Source organism: Pelistega ratti (assembly GCF_009833965.1).
Lineage (GTDB): Bacteria > Pseudomonadota > Gammaproteobacteria > Burkholderiales > Burkholderiaceae_B > Taylorella > Taylorella ratti.
In genome coordinates this window covers 1,350,898-1,372,890 of sequence record NZ_CP047165.1, presented here as the reverse complement: position 1 = coordinate 1,372,890, position 21,993 = coordinate 1,350,898, and the positions used below count along the sequence as shown (strand labels likewise).

Annotated in this window: 20 protein-coding genes; 15 read left to right on the top strand and 5 right to left on the bottom strand. The window is 37.5% G+C overall.

Translation table 11 applies throughout. The annotated features are described in order from the left end of the window. Positions 1-57: 57 nt before the first annotated feature. From F9B76_RS05880 to F9B76_RS05850, 7 genes are all read left to right on the top strand, one after another. Entirely contained in the window at positions 58-627 is a 570-nt protein-coding gene (locus tag F9B76_RS05880) for a TlpA family protein disulfide reductase (protein WP_235914871.1), read from the top strand. An 80-nt stretch (positions 628-707) separates the two neighbouring features. Then, positions 708-1,142 (top strand): type II 3-dehydroquinate dehydratase, encoded by a 435-nt coding sequence (gene aroQ / locus F9B76_RS05875; RefSeq protein WP_159991275.1) that lies wholly within the window; start codon positions 708-710, stop codon positions 1,140-1,142. Positions 1,143-1,196: 54 nt separating this feature from the next. Next, positions 1,197-1,655, top strand: coding sequence for an acetyl-CoA carboxylase biotin carboxyl carrier protein (gene accB, locus F9B76_RS05870; protein ID WP_159991274.1), 459 nt, complete (start codon positions 1,197-1,199; stop codon positions 1,653-1,655). Positions 1,656-1,667: 12 nt separating this feature from the next. After that, positions 1,668-3,017, top strand: coding sequence for an acetyl-CoA carboxylase biotin carboxylase subunit (gene accC, locus F9B76_RS05865; RefSeq protein ID WP_159991273.1), 1,350 nt, complete (start codon positions 1,668-1,670; stop codon positions 3,015-3,017). Between the two features lie 86 nt (positions 3,018-3,103). Beyond that, entirely contained in the window at positions 3,104-4,012 is a 909-nt protein-coding gene (gene prmA, locus F9B76_RS05860; protein ID WP_159991272.1) for a 50S ribosomal protein L11 methyltransferase, read from the top strand. Between the two features lie 3 nt (positions 4,013-4,015). Next, a complete protein-coding gene (locus tag F9B76_RS10355) occupies positions 4,016-5,032 on the top strand; it encodes a zinc-ribbon and DUF3426 domain-containing protein (RefSeq protein ID WP_243140613.1) in 1,017 nt (338 codons plus the stop codon). Positions 5,033-5,040: 8 nt separating this feature from the next. Continuing rightward, the gene (locus tag F9B76_RS05850) at positions 5,041-5,985 is read left to right on the top strand and encodes a carbohydrate kinase family protein (protein WP_159991271.1); all 945 of its coding nucleotides are present in this window, start codon (positions 5,041-5,043) and stop codon (positions 5,983-5,985) included. Between the two features lie 113 nt (positions 5,986-6,098). Here F9B76_RS05850 and F9B76_RS05845 read toward each other — a convergent pair whose 3' ends face one another. Further along, a complete protein-coding gene (locus F9B76_RS05845) occupies positions 6,099-6,668 on the bottom strand; it encodes a YggT family protein (protein ID WP_159991270.1) in 570 nt (189 codons plus the stop codon). Between the two features lie 224 nt (positions 6,669-6,892). Here F9B76_RS05845 and F9B76_RS05840 point away from each other — a divergent pair, with 224 nt between their 5' ends. Further along, positions 6,893-7,534, top strand: a complete 642-nt coding sequence (locus F9B76_RS05840; RefSeq protein ID WP_159991269.1) for a MerR family transcriptional regulator — start codon at positions 6,893-6,895, stop codon at positions 7,532-7,534. Continuing rightward, on the top strand, positions 7,531-10,989 hold the full coding sequence (locus F9B76_RS05835; RefSeq protein ID WP_159991268.1) for an acyl-[ACP]--phospholipid O-acyltransferase: 3,459 nt from the start codon (positions 7,531-7,533) through the stop codon (positions 10,987-10,989). The genes F9B76_RS05840 and F9B76_RS05835 overlap by 4 nt, the downstream gene beginning before the upstream one ends. 194 nt (positions 10,990-11,183) lie before the next feature. On the opposite strand, the gene F9B76_RS10265 is transcribed toward F9B76_RS05835, so the two are convergent. The 4 genes from F9B76_RS10265 to yjgA all read right to left on the bottom strand — a co-directional run bounded on the left by F9B76_RS10265 (position 11,184) and on the right by yjgA (position 15,740). Then, complete coding sequence (locus F9B76_RS10265) at positions 11,184-12,149, bottom strand: histone (RefSeq protein ID WP_201289284.1); 966 nt, start codon at positions 12,147-12,149, stop codon at positions 11,184-11,186. Between the two features lie 643 nt (positions 12,150-12,792). After that, complete coding sequence (gene gltX, locus F9B76_RS05825; protein ID WP_159991267.1) at positions 12,793-14,184, bottom strand: glutamate--tRNA ligase; 1,392 nt, start codon at positions 14,182-14,184, stop codon at positions 12,793-12,795. A gap of 318 nt (positions 14,185-14,502) precedes the next feature. Then, positions 14,503-15,177, bottom strand: coding sequence for an alpha/beta hydrolase (locus F9B76_RS05820; RefSeq protein ID WP_159991266.1), 675 nt, complete (start codon positions 15,175-15,177; stop codon positions 14,503-14,505). 23 nt (positions 15,178-15,200) lie between these two features. Then, complete coding sequence (yjgA, locus tag F9B76_RS05815) at positions 15,201-15,740, bottom strand: ribosome biogenesis factor YjgA (protein ID WP_159991265.1); 540 nt, start codon at positions 15,738-15,740, stop codon at positions 15,201-15,203. A 93-nt stretch (positions 15,741-15,833) separates the two neighbouring features. On the opposite strand from yjgA, the gene pmbA reads away from it, so the two are divergent. The 6 genes from pmbA to argC all read left to right on the top strand — a co-directional run bounded on the left by pmbA (position 15,834) and on the right by argC (position 21,904). Beyond that, positions 15,834-17,162, top strand: coding sequence for a metalloprotease PmbA (gene pmbA, locus F9B76_RS05810; protein ID WP_159991264.1), 1,329 nt, complete (start codon positions 15,834-15,836; stop codon positions 17,160-17,162). Between the two features lie 116 nt (positions 17,163-17,278). Next, positions 17,279-18,385 carry a TRAP transporter substrate-binding protein gene (locus F9B76_RS05805; protein WP_159991263.1) on the top strand — a complete coding sequence of 369 codons (1,107 nt, stop codon included), beginning with the start codon at positions 17,279-17,281 and terminating at the stop codon, positions 18,383-18,385. A 20-nt stretch (positions 18,386-18,405) separates the two neighbouring features. Then, positions 18,406-19,512, top strand: a complete 1,107-nt coding sequence (locus F9B76_RS05800; RefSeq protein ID WP_159991262.1) for a TRAP transporter substrate-binding protein — start codon at positions 18,406-18,408, stop codon at positions 19,510-19,512. Between the two features lie 359 nt (positions 19,513-19,871). Further along, on the top strand, positions 19,872-20,300 hold the full coding sequence (rplM, locus tag F9B76_RS05795; protein ID WP_159991261.1) for a 50S ribosomal protein L13: 429 nt from the start codon (positions 19,872-19,874) through the stop codon (positions 20,298-20,300). Between the two features lie 9 nt (positions 20,301-20,309). Continuing rightward, positions 20,310-20,702, top strand: a complete 393-nt coding sequence (rpsI, locus tag F9B76_RS05790; protein WP_159991260.1) for a 30S ribosomal protein S9 — start codon at positions 20,310-20,312, stop codon at positions 20,700-20,702. A gap of 155 nt (positions 20,703-20,857) precedes the next feature. Beyond that, complete coding sequence (gene argC / locus F9B76_RS05785) at positions 20,858-21,904, top strand: N-acetyl-gamma-glutamyl-phosphate reductase (RefSeq protein WP_159991259.1); 1,047 nt, start codon at positions 20,858-20,860, stop codon at positions 21,902-21,904. Positions 21,905-21,993 lie beyond the last annotated feature (89 nt).

Below are 21,993 nucleotides of genomic sequence, written 5' to 3'. Positions count from 1 at the left end.
TTTTTACTCTTTTTAAAAAGAGTGTTATTTAACTATCGTGATAAAGAGGTACGTGTCATGAAACAAAGAAAATGGTGCTTACTGGGTATGTTAGCAATGCTAACTTGGAATATAAGTTTTGCTGATACAGTGGTTAATCAAACAGAGGCGGTTGAGCAAGAAAAAGTAACAGAACATATTATTAGAACCCCTCAAATTGATGCAGAAGCGTTAGAGAAATTTTGGCAACTCACACTTGAAAATACAAAGGGAGAAAAGGGTACAATGGCTCCCTTTAAAGGTAAGCCAGTATTAGTTAATTTCTGGGCAACATGGTGTGCACCTTGTGTAAGGGAAATGCCTCTTTTAGATCAAGTGAGTAAGCAATATCCTAACGTACCGTTTGTTGGTATTGCCTTGGACTCTATTAAAAATATGCAAAAGTTTGAGGAAAAGGTAAACGTCTCTTACCCCTTATGGCGAGTGGAACTTAAACAGCTAAAACTCATTCGTCAGTTAGGTAATTCAAAAGGAGGATTACCTTTTACAGCACTATTTAATGAGAGAGGTGAGATTGAATCGGTATTTTTAGGGGAATTACATGAAAAAACAATTAAAGAGATGTTGCAATCCTTGAATTTGGATTAAAATATTTCAATATTGCTAAATGAGTGGACAAAAGTACGTTTTTGTCATTAAATAGACGATAAATTGATATTGGAGAAGACATGTCTTCCAAAGTTTTAGTGATTAATGGGCCTAATTTGAATTTATTAGGAATGAGAGAACCTCATATCTATGGGGCATTAACACTTGAGCAAATTAATCAGAACCTTTCTCAAAAAGGGACAGAGTGGGGGGTAGAATGTGTTTTTTTCCAAAGTAATAGCGAGGGAGAGCTGATTAATCGGATTCACCAAGCAATGGGTAATATAGATTATATTATCATCAATGCAGGTGCATATACACATACAAGTATTGCCATTCGTGATGCTTTATTAGGTGTTGCTATTCCTTTTATCGAGGTACATTTATCAAATGTGCATCAACGAGAAGCTTTTCGACATCATTCTTATTTAGCAGATAAAGCGGTTGCTGTTATTTGTGGGCTAGGTGCTTTTGGATACGAAGCTGCTTTATCTTATATTGCCAAGCAATCATAAAGGGTGTGGCATTAAATTAATGCCATGAAATTATTATCCACATTGGAAAAGATTATGGATCTTAGAAAGTTAAAAACACTTATTGATTTAGTTGCTGAATCAGGTATTGCAGAATTAGAAGTGACAGAGGGTACAGATAGTAAAGTACGTATTGTTAAATTTGGTGCAGCAGCCCCTCAGGTACAGCAGTATGTTGCACCAGTAGCACCTGTTGTTGCTGATGTGCCAGTATCAGCGCCTGCGGCAGTAGCAGCCAGTGCAGAAGAAGCAGTCATGACAGGTCATGTGGTTAAAGCACCAATGGTGGGTACTTTCTACCGAGCGCCAAATCCAAGTGCTCCTCCATTTGTAGAGGTAGGTACTGCGGTAAAAGAAGGTGATTCGCTTTGTATTATTGAAGCGATGAAATTATTAAATGAAATTGAAGCAGATAAAACAGGCGTTATTAAGCAAATTCTTGTTGAGAATGGTGAACCTGTAGAATTTGGTCAACCTTTATTTGTGATTGCCTAAGAGGCTTCTATTATGTTTAGAAAAATTCTGATTGCTAACCGTGGTGAAATCGCATTGCGTATTCAGCGTGCTTGCCATGAGTTAGGTATAAAAACAGTGGTGGTTCATTCAGAAGCCGATCGTGATGCAAAGTATGTCCGTTTAGCCGATGAGTCTGTGTGTATTGGTCCTGCTGCCCCTCAACAGAGTTATCTTCATATGCCTGCTATTATTGCAGCAGCAGAGGTTACTGATGCTGAGGCTATTCATCCAGGATATGGTTTTTTATCAGAAAATGCAGATTTTGCTGAGCGCGTAGAGCGTAGCGGTTTTGTCTTTATTGGCCCTCGACCAGAAACTATTCGTACTATGGGTGATAAGGTCAGTGCTAAACAGGCAATGATTGAGTCTGGTGTTCCTGTTGTTCCCGGTTCAGAAGGTGCTTTACCTGATGATCCAAACTATATTCTTGAAACAGCAGAACGTATTGGTTACCCTGTTATTATTAAAGCGGCTGGTGGCGGTGGTGGTCGTGGTATGCGCGTAGTACATACAGAAGCTGCTCTTTTAACCGCAGTACAAATGACCAAAACAGAGGCTTCTGTTGCGTTCAATAATCCAGACGTTTATATGGAAAAATTCCTTGAAAATCCTCGTCATATTGAAATTCAAGTATTAGGGGATGGTGAGGGGCAAGCGGTTTGGTTAGGTGAACGGGATTGTTCTATGCAACGCCGTCATCAAAAAGTCATTGAAGAAGCACCTGCACCAGGGATTGATCGTGAGTTGATTAATACGATTGGTGAGCGTTGTGCGGCTGCTTGCCGTAAAATGAAATATCGTGGAGCGGGTACGTTTGAGTTCTTGTATGAAAAAGGCGAATTTTACTTTATTGAGATGAATACGCGTATCCAAGTAGAGCATACGGTAACAGAATGCATTACAGGGATTGATCTTGTGCAAGAACAGATTAAAGTAGCAGCTAAAGTACCTTTTGGATTAAAACAAGAGGATATTAAGCTTGTTGGTCATGCGATTGAATGCCGAATTAATGCAGAAGATCCGTATAATTTTATTCCTTCTCCAGGTACAATTACGGCGTGGCATACCCCAGGAGGTCCGGGTGTACGCTTAGATTCTCATGTTTATACGGGTTATCGTGTTCCTGCTAATTACGACTCGATGATTGGTAAGCTAATTACTTATGGGGCGACACGTCAGCAAGCACTTGCTCGTATGTATATTGCTTTATCTGAGATGGTCGTAGAAGGAATCAAAACCAATATTCCTCTGCATCGTGATTTAATTAGAGATGCTAACTTTGAGGAAGGTGGTACCACCATTCATTATCTTGAAGAAAAATTAAGCGAACTGGTTAAATAAGGCATTCGTTTAATGTTTTCTTTTTTACGAACCCCGTCCATCTGGTCGGGGTTGTATTTTACTTTTATGTATTAAAGGGTAGTCTTATGCGCGAACTTGTCCTCTCGAGCTTAGAAAGTGAAGCTGAACAATTATCAGATATATTACTTGAGTGTGGTGCTTTATCGGTATCTGTTGAGGATGCTGATTTTAATACAGAGAATGAAAAGCCTTTATTTGGAGAACCGGGAACAGAACCAGAAGTGCAGGCTTGGACGCGTAATTATGTCATTGCCTTATTACCAGATGATTTAACAGTAGAACAACTATTAAGTGATTTACAATCCCTCACGGGTAAGGACTTTTCGACTGAAGCGCATATACGAGAGGTTGCCAATGAGGATTGGGTACGATTAACCCAAGCACAGTTTGACCCTATCCAAATAGCAGAGTATATTTGGATTGTTCCTAGTTGGCATAAAGAAAACCCACAGATTGTTGCCGCTAATCAAAATAAAAAAAATATCTTTATTGAGCTAGACCCGGGATTAGCCTTTGGTACAGGTAGCCATCCAACGACACACCTTTGTGCAGAATGGTTAGCTAAAAATATACAGCAAGCAAATTCTGTATTAGATTATGGACATGGTTCAGGCATTTTAGCGATTATTGCTAAAAAATTGGGCGCAGGAAATGTCATGGGTGTCGATATTGATGAGCAGGCGGTTACAACAGGGGGGTATAATGCTAAAAATAATCACGTTGATATTCAGTTTATGTTACCAGATGGTTTAGGATCTGGTCAGTTTGATATTGTTGTCGCTAATATTCTTTCTAACCCACTCAAAGTATTAGCACCTATGCTTGCTGCACGAGTGCGTGAAGGTGGGCATCTTGTCTTGTCAGGGGTGTTAGAACGTCAGGCAGATGAGGTGATAGATGCTTATGCTCCTTTTATTCAGTTACAAGTGTGGCAAGCTGAAGAAGGGTGGGTTTGTTTACATGGTGTGAAATAAATCATGATGAAAACACGTTGTCCTATATGTGATACTGTTTTAAAAGTTAATCAACAGCAGGTTGAGCAACGTCAAGGTATGGTACGTTGTGGTGTATGTCGTCAAGTATTTAATGCGGTAGAACATCTTTATGAGGAAGAAGATTATCCTATTTTGACAGAGGAAGATACTCCCGAAGAAGAGGCGGGGGCTATTGCCATACAGAAACGTGCTGTTCCTTCTCCTCGAGTAGAGGAACATCGTACAAAATTTGTTGAGGGTATAACAACAACTACTCATACAGAACCAGTTTCTCATTATAAAGAACCTGTTATTGTTGAATCGGTTTATCAACCACAACCTTCAGCACAACAAGCTGCGGTACATATTCATCTTAATAATACACAACCTACCGCTCAGCAAAGGGATCGCATAGGGGAAAGCAATCATCATTATATTGGAAGTCGTTCTGTACATGATGGGCGAGCTTATGATGAACCTTTTTCCGTGCAGGGAGAAAGAGCCTATTCAGATGAATATGAGCGAGAAAGTCATTCTTCTTTCATTTGGTTAATTATTGCTTTGGTAGCTTTATTGCTCATGGTTGGGCAATTTTTATATGTCTTTCGTAATCAGCTTGCAAGTGCTTTCCCTAAGACGCAGCCGTTTATTACACAGCTATGTAGTTTGTTGAAATGTGAAGTAAATTTACAAAAATCAGCTCATAGTATTGGTCTTGAAAATGCTTCTTTATCAGAAGATAAATCACGAACAGTGAAAGTTGGAGAATATGCCTTACTACTACATGTTACCTTAGTGAATAAAACGGCTAGTACACAGGAATGGCCTGTACTTGGTTTAAGTTTAAAGAATGAAACAGGTGCCGTGATGAGTAGTCGGAATATTATGCCAAAGGATTATTTAGTGGCGGATCAACTGATGAAGCCTTTTATGGCAAATACTAAAGTACCTATAACTGTTCCATTTGTTTTTTCTGGGCAAATGGTTAAAAATTACGAAATTAATGTTTTCTACCACTAAGGATTATTATGTCATCATCACCAGTGCTTATTTGTGGCTCAATTGCTTTTGATACGATTACTTTATTTGAAGGTCATTTTAAAGAGCATATTCTTCCTGAAAATATCAAATCGCTAAGTATCTCTTTTCTTGTACCTACTATGCGCAAAGAGTTTGGTGGTTGTGCAGGTAATATTGCTTATAGTTTAAAAATGTTGGGTGGCAATCCTATACCTGTGGCGACAGTCGGAAAAGATGCGACAGATTATTTGCATTATTTTGAGCAATTAGGTATCCGTACAGATGGTATTAAAATCATCTCAGATGCCTTTACGGCACAATGTCATATCACCACTGATTTAGATGGTAATCAACTAGCTGCTTTTCACCCAGGAGCAATGTCGGCTTCAGCCACTAATACGGTTGAGATAACAGATGCTGCATGGGCGATTGTTGCACCAGATGCTAAGGAAGGGATGTTTGCGCATGCAGAGCGTTTGCACCAACAGGGGATTCCCTTTATCTTTGATTTGGGGCAAGCAATGCCATTATTTGAGCAGCAAGATCTTGAGAAAATGATTGGCTTAGCACAAGCGATTACAGTAAATGATTATGAAGCTTCTATTATTGCTCAGCGTGTTGGAAAGCGTATTGAGGAGCTTTCGCACTGTGTAGAAGCGATTGTAGTGACAAAAGGGGATGAGGGAGCTAGTTTATATATTAAAGGTGAAGAAACACACATTCCACCAGTTAAGGCAGAAAAAATATGTGATCCTACAGGGTGTGGTGATGCGCATCGAGGTGGCTTATTGTACGGTTTAACACAAGGCTGGCCTTGGTATGAAAGTGCGTGTTTAGCGAGTTTAATGGGGACGTTAAAAATAGCGGTAGAGGGGCCTCAGAATTATCATTATTCTCGTGAAGAATTAGCACAAAAATTAGAAGATGCTTATGGAATTGGGCTTTTAAAATAGATTTAATATCGTTTTGCTTATTCTAAAAAGTCCCCTTCATAATATGCATGGGGACTTTTTCATGTATTAAATAGGGATAAAAAATAGATTGATAATTTATTTTATATCCATTCTTACAATGGTATATTTATTTTATAAGCTGATTTAAGAATCATTTGTAAGGCAATAATAATCATCATCAAAAATAATAATGAGAAATCAAAAGGTCCTTTTTTAAGGGGGTTGGGTAACATTTGACGAATAGGTGTTAAGATAGGCTCTATTAATGTTCGTAAGAAATTTTGTAGTGGTGAAATAGGACTAATCCATGACATAACCGCATAAAATAGGCTTAACCAAAGCACTAATGAAAGTAAGTTATCGAAGAAAACCAGTACGGCATAAATAGGTATAAAAGGGGCTAAGGTAAAGAAAAGACCTGTACTTGCAATCAATAAGTTTAATACGGTTTGTAATAAACCAACAAGGTATGCAATGAGTAAACTTGGAAAATCAAGATATTTGCTAGAGGGTATTATTTTTCTAACAGGGACGACAATAAAGTCGGTGATTTGATAAATAAATGTACAGTATGGATTATTAAAGGGAGAAATACGCCGCCAGAAAATCCATGCACGTAAGAATAAGGCGATACAGAATAAATTACTAAAAGTGGTAATAAGAAAAATCAATGCATTTGTCATGATGATGCCTTGTTAAATCAAAGGGCTAGAGAAACTCTTAATAGTTGAATGAAAGAAGTTTAGCATAGAAGCAGGTAGAGGGTGATAGCGTATGGTGAAAATATGACTCAAATAAGGATAGGGTTTTATATTTTTTTACTATTATAAAACTGTAAAGTAACACTCTTTACTTTTTAAAAAATAAACGATAAAATAGTGTCATTCCTACTGATAGGAGAAGTCTTATGCTGAAAATGAATGATTTGGTGAAATTAAGTCAAACACCGAAATCAACCGTGTTGTATTACATTAAAGAAGGTCTTTTACCAGAACCTTTAAAAGATAAACCTAACTTTCATCTTTATGATGAGCGTTGTATCGGTTTATTAAAGTTTATTAAATATTTGCAAACTAATTTCAATGCAAGTATTTCTCAAATAAAACAACTCTTTACCCACCCTAATTTTGATTGGCAAAATCCTTATGAAAGTTTAATTTCATTAATTAATATCATTATGGGGGCGGAGAATGAAACTTTTTCACCTAAAGCACTTTGCCAAGAATTTTCTCTTTCTGAATCGGCGCTACAAACTATGGTAGATGATGGTTTATTAAATCCTCGAGAAGGGATTTTTACGGCGAAAGAGCGAGATATCTTAGCGATTATTTGTCGCTGTAATGAAGCAGAGTATGAAATGGTAAAAACCTATTTACAAACAGCTAAAAAACTTGCTGAACAAGAAGTTAATTTAACGTTATCAGCACTAAAAGAAAGTGAACAAAAAGATGAGAAGCTCAAACATCTTTTCGATTTATTGTTAGTGCTTAAACCATATATTTTAAATATGCAAACATTAAATATTTATCAGAGGGAGAGTTCAACATGAAACTCTTAAAATATACAGGCTTTTTACCTTATTTGCTTATTGCCTTTTTAAATGCGAGTGTTGATTTAGCACATAAAATAACGATTCAAAATGTATTACTAAAAAGCTTTGAGGGTAATACCTTAGTGATACTAACCGCATTAATTAATGCGATGATTTTATTACCCTTTGTCTTTCTTTTTTCACCATCTGCTTTTATCAATGATAAATTTTGCCGTACTAAAGTTATTCGTTGGAGTAGCTTGGCTGCTGTAGGGGTTTCTACTGCTATTTTATTTAGTTATATGTTGGGTGAATTTTATCTTGCTTTTGCCCTAACACTTGTTTTAGCAGCACAAAGTGCCATCTATTCACCTGCCAAATACAGTATTATTAAATCCATTGTCGGAACAGAAAATATTGGGCTGGCGAATGGTGTTATTCAAGCACTTACTATTGTTGCCATTTTATTTAGCTCTTTTGCTTTTTCAATTTTCTTTGAAGGGTATTATGTACCCTCTCATGATCCGAACGAAGTATTGCAAAGTGTTTGGATGATTGGGGTAGCATTAGTGGTATTTAGTTCGCTTGAAGCTTTTTTTGCTTTTAAAATTCCGTTTTTCCCACAAGAAACAGAAGAAAGTGAAAAATTCTCCATGCAAAAATATGTATCACTAGGGTATCTAAAAGATAACTTTCGCACTTTACGGACAGATAAAAATATTTGGTTAAGTGTGATTGGTTTGGGTTTGTTTTGGGGTGTTTCTCAAGTTATCGTTGCAGCATTTCCTGCCCATTATAAAGCCTTATTTAATGCGGATAATGCGGTGATGATTCAGGCGATTCTTGCTGTTAGTGGTTTAGGATTAATAGCAGGTTCTTATCTGGCAGGGCGAGCCTCACATTTACATATTGAATTAGGTATTGTGCCTATTGGTGCATTAGGGATTTTTCTTTCACTGTTTGGATTAACCTTTGCCCATACGCATATTTTATTAATAGTGTGTTCTTTTGGATTTGGTTTTTCGGGTGGATTATTTATTGTGCCATTAAATGCAACCATCCAATATTTTGCCCCTGAAAAAATAAGTGGCAAAATTATGGCGGGTAATAATTTTATCCAAAATATCTTTATGGTAGGCTTTTTACTACTGAGTATCTTGTTTGTAGAATTCAGTCTTTCTACTGCAGGTATTTTCTTAACAATTTCAGTAGTGTGCTTATTAGGCAGTCTTTATGCCATGTGGCAACTTCCCCATTTATTTGTGCGTTTGTTGCTATTACCTTTACTAAAAACAAATTATCGTTTCCATGTAGAAGGGTTAAAAAATTTACCACAAAGTGGAGGGGTATTATTACTTGGTAATCATATCAGCTGGATTGATTGGTTGGTATTACAGGCGGCGAGTCCAAGAGCAATAAAATTTGTGATGTTCCGTCCAATTTACAATAAATGGTATCTTACATGGTTTTTGCGTATTTTCCGTGTAATTCCTATTGGGGCAGGCTCAAGTAGTGAGTCAATAGAAACGATTCGTCAATATTTAATGAGTGGTGAAGTGGTTGCGTTATTTCCAGAAGGGCATATTAGTTATAACGGACAGATTAATGAGTTTAAAAAAGGTTTTGAATATGTTTTAAAAGATCTGGATAATGTTACTACTGTACCTTTTTATTTGCGTGGCTTATGGGGAAGTAGTTTTTCTCGTGCGGATAGCTATTATAAAAACTTAACAAAAAAACAAGGAAAACGTGAAATTTTAGTGGCTTTTGGCAAACCCATTTATGGTTTTATTGATGCCACAGCGATGAAACAAAAGGTACTCGAACTTTCTTTTTCGGTGTGGGAAAGCATAATGGCAAAACGTAAACCGCTGATGCATCATTGGTTAAATAATGCAAAATCTAACTTGTTCAAAGAGTGTGTTGTAGATGGGCAAGGGATGAAGCTGAATAACCTTAAATTTATCACAGCAGTATTATTGTTTAGTAAGCAGTTTAAAAAAGTTTTGGGTGATGAGAAAAATATAGGTGTGTTGTTACCAAGCTCTGCTATTGGTGCTATTGTCAATATGGCATTAATGATGATGGGTAAAGTACCAGTGAATTTAAACTATACACTTAGCCCCGATGTAATGGAAAAAGCCCTTACTAAAGCAAATATCAATAAGGTAATTACTGCTGAAAAATTCTTAAATAAACTAAATGCCAAGGGCTTTGCTTTTGATAAAGTGTTAGCAGGAAAAACAATTTTGGCAGAGGCAATAGGAAAAGACTTTGCTAAAGGGGATAAGGTACGCGCATTTTTAACTGCTTTATTTGCACCGCGTTGGTGGATTAAGTTTAGATACTTTGCTAATGTTCATCTCAATGATACGGCAACTATTTTATTTAGTAGTGGTAGTGAGGGTACACCCAAAGGAATTGAGTTAAGCCATAAAAACTTACTGACTAATATTAAACAAGTGAGTGAATTGCTTAATTTCCAAGAAGATGATGTTATCTTAAATTCATTACCAATCTTCCATTCTTTTGGTTTAACGGTAACGACTTTGCTTCCCCTATGTGAAGGAATCAAAATGGTGAGCGTAGCAGACCCAACCGATGGAGCAGAAGTAGGTAAAATGTGCGCTCGTCATCATGTGAGTATTATGTTTGGTACATCAACATTTTTCCGTTTATATGTTCGTAATAGAAAATTGCATCCCCTAATGTTGCAAAGTGTGCGAATGGTAATTGCTGGTGCAGAAAAATTAAAGGCTGATGTGAAAGAGGTATTCCGATTAAAATTTGGTCTAGAAATTTATGAGGGGTATGGTGCAACAGAAACTGCCCCTGTAGCCAGTGTGAATATGCCCAATATTTTAGATCCAGATAGTTTAAAAGAGTTTACTTTTAATAAAGTAGGTACAGTGGGTATGCCATTACCAGGAACGATTATTAAAATTGTTGATCCAATCACCTTAGAAACGTTAAAGGTAGGAGAGGACGGTTTAATTATCATTGGTGGAGGACAAGTGATGAAAGGTTACTTGGATGACCCTATTAAAACAGAAGAGGTGATAGTTGAACTAGATGGCGTACGTTACTACAAAACAGGTGATAAAGGTCATATTGATGAAAATGGTTTTATTACTATTGTTGATCGCTATTCTCGTTTTGCCAAAATTGGTGGAGAAATGATTAGTCTGGGGAGTGTAGAAGAGAATATTGCTCAAGTCCTTAATGATGAAAACCAGTTTGTTGCGATTGCGGTTAATGATGAGCAAAAGGGTGAAAGTGTTGTACTACTTGTTAAGTCACCACTCAGCCTTGAAGAAATCAATACCCGTATTAAATCGCTTAATATTCCGCCGATTATGCTTCCTCGTCAAGTTTTCTTGATAGATGATATTCCGCTATTGGGTAGTGGAAAAGTAGATTTTAAGGGGGCGAAGCAACTAGCACTGAAAATGATAAGTACATCATTGGCATAGCATCTTGTTTTTCTGATGGTGTATAAGCCTAGGAAGAAAGGAGAGAATATGCGTTGAAACATTTTATTTAATTGATGAATGGTAATTTAAACATTAACTAAATTTGCTTAATAAGAATAAAGCCCCGCTATTTTGATACGGGGCTTTATTTTTTCTAAAATGATATTACTACCTATTCAGGCGATTCTCACTATTTAAGGACGATGTGTTCCTGTTGGAAAAGGCCATGGATTAGGTGTTGTTACCTTTTTACTTGCACTTGCTTTGGTAACAGGAGTTGGTGCTTTTTCCTCAACGCTTACTTCCTTTTTTTTTTGTGTAGCTGGTGCACTAACCGCTGGTGTTGCTTCTACTTTTTTAGCAGGAGTTTCTTTTGCGGCTGTGGTTTTTGCCGTTGCTTTAGTGGCGACTGTTTTAGTAGCGGTTGTTTTGCTAGCGGGTTTTGCTGGAGCTACTTTTTTAGCGGCTGTTTTAGTAGCGGTTGTTTTGCTAGCGGGTTTTGCTGGAGCTACTTTTTTAGCGGCTGTTTTAGTAGCGGTTGTTTTGCTAGCGGGTTTTGCTGGAGCTACTTTTTTAGCGGCTGTTTTAGTAGCGGTTGTTTTGCTAGCGGCTTTAGCAGGAGCTGCTTTTTTAGCGACTGTTTTAGTAGCGGTTGTTTTGCTAGCGGTTGTTTTGCTAGCGGCTTTAGCAGGAGCTGCTTTTTTAGCAGCTGTTTTAGTGGCGGTTGTTTTGCTAGCGGCTTTAGCAGGAGCTGCTTTTTTAGCTACTGTTTTAGTAGCGGTTGTTTTACTAGCGGCTTTAGCAGGAGCTGCTTTTTTAGCGGCTGTTTTAGTAGCCGTTGTTTTGCTAGCGACTTTAGCTGGGGCTGCTTTTTTGGCGACTGTTTTAGTAGCAGTCGTTTTACTAGCGGTTTTTGCTGGAGCTGTTTTTTTGGCTGCTGTTTTTGCCGAAGTAGCTTTGCTCGCCGTTTTAGCTGGAGTTGCTTTTTTGGCAACTGTTTTTACTGCAGCAGTTTTACTTGTACTGGCTGTTTTTTTACTTGGTGCTTTTTTAGCGGCAGTCTTTACTGCTGTTGTTTCAGTTTTGCTAACGGTTTTTTTTGGGGTGTCTTCTGCTTTTTTGACAGAAGTTTTTTTGCTTGCTACTTTGGCTTGTGCCATAATCATACTCCTGAGGTAGGGCCCTATTCAAAAAATAAACGAGTTTTTAAGGCATTCTATATAGGTTTAATGACCTAAAACTATCTTCTATTATACGCATATAATGCTGTATAGCTAGAGATTATAACAAACTGAATGTAAAATCACTAAATTTTTATTATTCATCAATAGCTTAGCTTGTATTGATAGTATTTTTAAACAAGTTTTTAAATTATTTTCTATAGAAAATATTTTATATTTAAAATATTTATTTAAATTAAATTTAAGTAAAAAATAGAATTAAAACTTTATAAAAAAATACAGCGTATATTATAAAAATTAATAAAATCTCATTGAAATTAAAGCGTTTTTCAGAAATAAGCATATAGTTTTATTGAGTTTTGATTTAGAAATATTATAGTAAATAGAGATAAAATATTTAATTATTTATTTTAAATTTAAAATAAATAATATGGTTAAAACTTTTTATTTTAATTTGAAAGTTATTTGAGTTGCTTATTAGCATAAAACCAACAAAATAACATCATATTGAAAATGATTAAGTAGATTAGTAGCGAAATAATGAGTTGAAGAGGGGAGCATATAAATAGATATTCACTGAGTATAAGGTATTGTTTATACTCAGTGAATAAGAGTGAGGGGATTATACTTTAAGACGATTAAGAACTGTTTCTTTCCCAAAAATAGCCAGAACCTGATCAACAGCAGGTGTCTGTTTCTGCCCTGTTACCAATAAACGTAATGGAATGCCAAGAGCAGGCATTTTTGCATTGTGTTTTGCAAGTGTTGCCTTAATCGTAGCGGCAATTTGCTCACTTGTCCATTCTGATAATGCTGAAGCAGCTTGTGCAAAGTCAGCAACAATCGCTTTAGCTTCTTCTGTGATGAACTGTTCTGTTAGTTCTGGTGAAGCAGGAGAGAAAGGTAGGCAGAATAATAAGGCATCTGTTGCCAGTTGCTCTAGGGTTTCTGCTCGATCTTTGTATAAAGCAAGTACCGCCTTTAAATCAATACCAGAAGTATTTCCCCCTTTCGCTTGAATACGAGGGGTAACTAATTCAACTAAAGCCTCATCACTTAATTGTTTAATATAATGTGCGTTTACCCAATTTAATTTTTTGGGATCCCATTGTGCAGCAGATTTAGAAAGATGATGCGTATCAAACCAATCAACTAATTGTTGGCGAGAGATAATTTCATCATCACCATGACTCCAACCAAGTCGGGCAAGATAGTTAATCATTGCATCAGGTAAATAACCCTCTTTTTCATACTGCATAACACTAACAGCACCATGTCGTTTAGATAGCTTTTGACCATCAGGCCCCAAAATCATAGGTAAATGACCATAGATAGGTAAGGGTGCATTTAAGGCTTTAAGAATATTAATTTGGCGGGGTGTGTTATTAACATGATCATCACCACGAATAACATGTGTAATTTGCATATCCCAATCATCAACAACAACACAAAAATTATAGGTGGGTGAACCATCTTGACGAGCAATAATTAGATCATCTAGTTCTTGATTATCAATTGTAATTGTCCCCTTGAGCATATCATCCCATGAAACAGAACCCTCTTGTGGATTTTTAAAGCGGACAACGGGTTGGCGACCTTCTGGAATAGGTGGAAGTACTTTACCGGGTTCAGGACGCCAAGTACCATCATATTTTGGCTTTAGTCCTTTCGCTTTAGCTGTTTCGCGCATTTTTTCTACTTCTTCTGGTGTGCTATAACAATAGTAAGCAGTTCCTTCTTTTAACATTTGAGCGATAACTTCTTTATAACGATCAAATCGCTTGGTTTGATAAAAAGGACCTTCGTCATGATTTAATCCTAACCATTGCATTCCTTCTAAAATGGCTTGAACGGCTTCTGGTGTAGAGCGTTCTAAGTCAGTATCTTCAATGCGTAAAACAAAAGACCCTTTATGATGACGAGCAAATGCCCATGAGAATAAAGCTGTACGAGTGCCACCTAGATGTAAATAACCAGTAGGAGATGGAGCAAAACGAGTGCGAACAATAGACATGATAAATAGTGTTGAAATAAAAAATTAGTGTTAAGTTTAACTTAAATTTAGTCAGTAAAGGTTTTTTTAGAGTGAGAAATTTATCAATAATTATGTGAAGACTACAGATTAGGTGAAATGTATAGAATGGATAAGTATTTTAGTAAGGTATATAAAAAAGCACGGCATAGTGTTGAGTTGATCGGGCAATTCCTCTCTATGTTTGTAAAACTCGCTTGACCAATTACTATTTTCCGTGCTTTAGAAATGATGTGGTTTAATAATTTTTATAAAAATCATTTAAGTATGAGAAATATTACTTGTCATTTACTTATCTGTTTATTTATTATGAATAATATGATGAATAAAGGAAGCAATATCAACAATTTCTTCATTTGATACTTGGTGAGCCATTGGGTATTCATGCCATTGTATGGTATAGCCTTGTTCAATCAGATAATCTCGACTACGTTGTGCCAAATATAGTGGTACGACAGGATCTACCGTTCCATGTGCTAAAAAGATAGGAATATCTTTATTGATAGGAGAGGATTCGATAGCTGTTTGTTTGTATAAGGGTAGATAGCCTGAAAGACCAATAATACCTGCAAGGCGTTCTGAGTAACGTAACCCAGTAAATAAACTCATTGCACAACCTTGTGAAAAGCCTGCTAGGAAAATACGCTCACTAGGGATCCCTCTGATATTTTCTTGTTGAATCAATGCTTCAATTGCTTGTTTAGAATTATATAAGCCTTGATTGTCTTCTGCGGACTCAATGCGTTCTAAACTTAAAATATCATACCAACCTCGCATTACCATGCCGTTATTAATGGTAATGGGACGAACAGGGGCATTAGGAAAAATAAACCGAATACCTATGCTAGGAGAGAAATTAAGTGCGGGTATGATAGGCACAAAGTCATTGGCATCTGCTCCTAGCCCGTGTAACCAGATAATGCTGTATTGTACGGTATCAGCCGTCTGTTGTTCGATTGTTTCAAGGTTTGGCATATGAGTATTCCTAAATAAGTAGGCTATGATTGCATTACAAAAGGTTTTAAAAACTGAAATAAGGCACGGTAGTTTTTCTTCTGAGGTTCTTGACCTTCGGCCAGTGTTGTATTATGCGTGATTTCTTTGCGAGCAGCACGGATTAAAGCGCGAAGTGGTTGTACATCTATCTCAGGGTAGGTATTTAATAGAATTGTTAATTCGTCATCACTGGCAATTAAGCGATCTCTTAATGTTTCGAGTTGATGCATTTGAGCAGTTGCTTCTTTTGAGCCATTTTCCCATGTATCAAGCTGTTTTCTAATCGCTTCAATGTCGGCATGACGCATTAATTTTCCGACATATTGAACCTGTCGGCGGCGACCTTCACCTCTTGTTTTAATCTTTTGGCATACTTTGATGGCATCAAGTAATTTTTCGTCTAGAGGAAGTTGCTTTATTTTTTCGATAGGTAACTCAATAACCTGTTTACCCAATTCAGTGATGGCTAATAACTCTCTTTTGATTTGAGATTTACTAGGGCCATCATAAAAATCATCGTCTTCGTAATTCGTCTCGTTCATAAAATCATCAATTTATTAAAAATTAAATAGAATATCCGTTATGATACTATTCATTGTAATATATTGCCTATGTTTACTTAAAGTATTTAAAACATGAAAATTAATTTTGAAGAATTAGTGCAGTTAGCTTTAGCTGAGGCCAAAAAATTAGGAGCAACACAGTCAGTTGCTGAAATCTCTGAATCAAATGGTATGTCAGTTTCTGTCCGTAAAGCAGAAATTGAGACGGTAGAGCAAACGAATGACCGTTCTTTAGGCGTAACGGTTTATAAAGGAAAAGCAAGAGCGTCTGCTTCAACGTCTTCACTCACGCCTGATGCCATTAAGGATACGGTAAAAGCGGCGTGGAATATTGCGCAATACACGAATGAGGATGAGTTTGCTGGTTTACCAGAGGTAGAGGATCTTGCCACGGAATTTCCTGATTTAAAACTGTATAAACCATGGCATATTTCTTCTCAAGAGGCAATAGATATTGCTTTAGCAACAGAGAAGGCTGCTTTAGCCTATGATAAGATGATCAGTAATTCTGAAGGGGCAAGTGTTAATACCAGTACAGGGCGATTTGTATTGGCTAATTCTTTGGGATTTATGGCAGGCTATCCTTATTCTAGCCATAGTTTCTCGGTGGCCATTATTGCTGGAAAAGGTAAACAAATGCAGCGAGATTATTGGTACACGGCAAATCGTTATCCAGAACGATTGTCAAATCCTAAGGCCGTAGGGGAATATGCGGCACAACGAGCTTTATCTCGCTTAGGTGCCAAACGAATCCCTACAGGAAAGTATCCCGTACTTTTTGAAGCACCACTAGCTATTGGTTTATTGGGGGCTTTTACACAGGCAATAAGTGGAGGGGCTTTATATAGAAAATCTAGCTTTTTATGTGATAGTTTAGGTAAGCAAGTGATGGCGAATCATTTGGATATTGTGGACGATCCTTTTGTTATAGGGGGAATGGGTAGTTCTGCTTTTGATGAAGAGGGTGTTAAAACACAAAAACGCCATCTATTAACACAGGGTATGCTACAGGGATATTTACTATCCACATATACTGCGCGTAAGCTAGGCTTACCTGTAACGGGTAATGCAGGAGGATCTCATAATCTAAGCTTATTATCTTCTCATACTAAGAAAAAAGATACCTTGGAGGTGATGCTAAAAAAAATGGGTACAGGGTTATTTGTAACCGAATTAATGGGACAGGGTATTAATTACGTAACAGGTGATTATTCAAGAGGGGCTTTTGGTTATTGGGTCGAAAACGGGGTAATTCAGCATGCGGTACAAGAAATTACTATTGCAGGTAATCTAAAGGATATGTTCCAGCAAATTATAGCTGTTGGATCAGATAGTTATACAAGAGGATCAAAAACAACAGGCTCTATTTTAATTGAACAAATGTCGGTAGCAGGGTTATAAGTAGGGTAGAGACTATATTAAATTAAAATATTTTGCTCTCAATGTTTTACTGAATAATGTTATAAGAGAGATATCCTCTACTTGAGGATATAGGTTTTTTATTTTTAGGAATTTATATGCAACGTCGATCTTTTTTAAAAAAAGCAGGTATGGGCGCTATTGTAGGAAGTGCGGTTATTGGTGCGCCTGCTATCGCCCAAGAAAATCCCTCTATTAAATGGCGCATGGCATCTAGTTATCCTCGTAGTTTACCTGCTTTATATGGTAGCGGAGAGAAGTTTGTTAAATATGTAAAAGAAATGACAGGGGGGCAATTTATAATTGACTCTTTTCCTCCCGGGGAGATTGTGCCAGCCTTGCAAGTCATGGATGCCGTGTCAAATGGTACGATACAAGCAGGGCATACGAGTAGTTATTACTATTTTGGTAAAAATCCCGCCTATTGTTTTGATACTGCCGTCCCTTTTGGTCTTAATGCGCGTCAAATGTTTGCATGGATGACAGAGGGCAATGGGATGACGTTATTGCGTGAGTTATTCGCATCGGCAAATATTGTGAATTTTATGTTGGGTAATACAGGTGCTCAAATGGGTGGCTGGTATCGTAATCCATTAAATTCTGTTGAGGATTTAAAAGGTTTAAAAATGCGTGTGGCAGGGCTTACAGGGGAATTGTTATCTCGCTTAGGCGTTGTACCGCAACAATTAGCTACTGGTGATATTTATCCAGCATTAGAAAAAGGAACGCTTGATGCGGTTGAATTAGTTGGCCCTTTTGATGATGAAAAGGCAGGTTTCTTTAATGTCGCTAAATACTATTATTATCCAGGATTCTGGGAAGCGGGGCCTCAATTGTCGCTCTATACCAATAAAGATGCCTATGAGGCATTGCCAGAGCATTATAAAGCGGTGATAGAGAACGCTTCTCGCTCGGCAACAATGGATATGTTAGCGACTTATGACGCTCAGAATCCACAAGCATTGCGGCGATTATTGGCAGCAGGTGTTAAATTGCAAGAGTTCCCTCGTGATATATTAGAAGCTGCATATCATGCTGCGCAAGAGATGTATAAAGAGTATAGTGATAAAGATCCCATGTTTAAAAAAATCTATGAGGATCATATGGCATTCCGTGATAATTTAATGCCTTGGTTTAATGCGGTGGAAGGCTCTTATACGCGGTTTGTATCGCAAATGATTGCTAAAAGCCGTCAAAAATCTTAATAACTTTTTAGGAATATGATATGCAACGTCGATCTTTTTTAAAAAAAGCAGGTATGGGCGCTATTGCAGGGGGTGCGGTTATTGGTGCACCTGCTATCGCCCAAGAAAATCCCTCCATTAAATGGCGCATGGTGTCTAGCTTCCCGCGTAGTCTTCCCGCGTTATATGGCACAGGGGAAAAATTTATTAAATATGTTAAAGAAATGACCAATGGTCAATTTACAATTGACTCTTTTCCACCCGGGGAGATTGTGCCAGCCTTGCAAGTCATGGATGCCGTATCAAATGGTACGATACAGGCAGGGCATACGTGTGGATATTATTATTTTGGTAAAAATCCAGCTTATTGTTTTGATACCTGTGTTCCTTTTGGTCTTAATGCACGTCAAATGTTTGCATGGATGACAGAAGGTAATGGGATGACGCTGTTACGAGAGTTATTTGAGCCAGCAAATATTGTGAATTTTATGATGGGTAATACAGGTGCTCAAATGGGTGGCTGGTATCGTAAACCATTAACATCATTAGAAGACCTAAAAGGGCTAAAAATGCGTACGGCTGGTATGAATGGGAGTTTACTGTCTCGCTTAGGTGTTGTGCCACAGCAGTTAGCAAGTGGTGATATTTATCCTGCACTAGAAAAAGGGACATTAGATGCGGTTGAATTAGTTGGCCCAGTAGATGATGAAAAATCAGGTTTCTTTAATGTCGCTAAATACTATTATTACCCTGGTTTTTGGGAGGCTGGTCCTCAAGTGTCGCTTTATACTAATAAGGATGCTTATGAAGCATTACCGGCTAGCTATAAGACAATTTTAGAGGCTGCTTCTCGTTGGGCAGCGATAGATATGCTTTCAATGTATGACGCTCAAAACCCACAGGCTCTACGTCGCTTGTTGGCAGCAGGTGTTAAATTGCAAGAATTTCCTCGGGATATTATGGAAGCCGCATATAATGCCGCACAAGAGATGTTTAAAGAGTATAGTGATAAAGACCCCATGTTTAAAAAAATCTATGAGGACCATATGGCATTCCGCGATAATTTAATGCCTTGGTTTAACGCAGTGGAAGGCTCTTATACACGATTTGTATCGCAAATGATTGCTAAAAACCGTAAGAAATCATAATTCACTTATTATTTTTCTGTACTATCCAGAAGAATTTTCTTTTGGATAGTTTTATGCTTAAAATGTATTATAAAAATACATTGATATTGCTGGGATTTGGTAAAATAAAACGAGGTATATACAGTAAAAATAATAAATATATTGTCTTTTTCATGCATCATTTTGCTGGTTTTCTTTAAAAAATAATCTATTTCCTTGTTTTATATAGAAAAAATAAAAAAATCATGTTATAGTGGCAGACTTATCCATTCTTTGTACTGCCGATGGGTTTCCATACAAATATAACGGCATGGCAACACTATGATTTTGTTAAGAATGATAGTGGGATAGTATTTTTTAATTTATTTAGGATATAAATCATGAAGACATTTGTGGCTAAGCCGCATGAAGTCAAACGTGAGTGGTTTGTTATTGATGCAAAAGGCAAAGTCCTTGGTCGTGTAGCCAGCGAAGTTGCACGCCGTTTGCGTGGTAAACATAAACCAGAATTTACACCTCACGTTGACACTGGCGATTACATTGTAATTATCAATGCTCAAGACATCGTTGTAACAGGTAGCAAGTTTGAAGACAAGAAATACTTCCGTCACTCTGGCTATCCTGGTGGTATTTACGAAACAAATTTCCGTAAATTACAAGAACGTTTCCCCGGTCGTGCCATCGAGAAAGCGGTTAAAGGTATGTTACCAAAAGGCCCTTTAGGCTATGCTATGATCAAAAAACTTAAGGTCTATGCTGGTAGCGAGCATCCTCATGCTGCACAACAACCTAAACAGTTGGATATTTAAGGATAGATTATGATCGGTAATTGGAATTATGGAACAGGTCGCCGCAAAACATCTGTGGCACGTGTTTTCTTGAAAAAAGGTTCAGGTAATATCGTTGTTAACGGTAAATCTGTAGATGAATACTTTGCTCGTCAAACTGGTCGTATGGTGGTTCGCCAACCTTTAGTATTAGTTGATATGCAAGAGTCATTTGATATTCAAATCAATGTACACGGTGGTGGTGAGAGTGGTCAAGCTGGTGCTGTTCGCCACGGTATCACTCGTGCGTTAATTGATTATGACGAAACACTTAAACCTGCATTATCTAAAGCAGGTTATGTAACACGCGATGCTCGTGAAGTTGAACGTAAAAAAGTTGGTCTTCGCAAAGCACGTCGTCGCAAGCAGTTCAGCAAACGCTAATCTTTTTGCGATTTACGAACAACCCGCTACAGCTATTGGCTTTGGCGGGTTTTTTGTATTTTTCTCTATATAACAGAGCTAAGAAAAGGTTAGTAAACGTAGAAAATACCGTACAATAAGGATAAGTTAATATTATTTTTAGAAAGAAGGTGTCTATGCATCAAAAAATTAAAGTAGGTATTGTGGGAGGTACAGGCTATACAGGGGTAGAGCTTTTGCGATTACTGGCACTACACCCTGAGGTTGTCTTACATGCCATTACCTCGCGGCAAGAAGCAGATATACCAGTAGCACAAATATTTCCTAATTTAAGGAGACAAGTTGATCTTATCTTTAGCAGCCCTGATAGTACCGCACTAACAGAATGTGATATTGTTTTTTTTGCAACGCCTCATGGTGTAGCGATGTCTCAAGCGAGAACCTTATTGGAAGCGGGTGTTAAGATAATTGATTTGGCAGCTGATTTTCGTTTACAAGATACGGCTGTTTTTGAGCAATGGTATAAGATACCACATACTTGCCCTGATATTCTTCAAGAAAGTACATATGGTTTAGTGGAGATCAATAGAGAAAAAATTTCGCATAGTCGAGTGATTGGTAATCCCGGCTGTTATCCTACAACGGTTATTTTAGGATTAGCACCTGTTTTGGAAAAAGGACTTATAGAACTTAACTCTATCATAGCTGATTGTAAGTCTGGGGTCTCTGGTGCAGGGCGTAAGGCAGAAGTAGGAACATTATTTTCAGAGACCTCTGATAATATTAAAGCATATGGTGTAGCAGGGCATCGACACCATCCAGAGATTGTGGCGCAATTAAGCCAATTAGCGAATAGTCCGGTGTCTTTATTATTTGTTCCGCATTTAGTCCCGATGATTAGAGGAATGCTATCTACGCTTTATGTGAAGATTAAGCCTGAGGCTGTTGATATCGATTTTCAGCGACTATATGAAGAGCGTTATGCAAATGAACCTTTTATCGATGTTATGCCTGCGGGTAGTCTTCCTGAGACGCGTAGTGTCAGAGCGTCTAATCAATTGCGTATTGCGGTACATCGTCCCCAAGGTGGAGACACATTGGTTATTGTGGTTGTTCAAGATAATCTTGTTAAGGGAGCGGCAGGTCAAGCTATACAAAATATGAATGTTATGTTTGGTTTACCAGAATCGACTGGATTACAACAGATAGCAGTATTACCATAATATCGTTAAAAATAATATGAGTAGAGAATATGGGTGAACACAATACCTTCTTGAAAAAGAAATAAGTACCCCCATTTTCTACGTAGAAT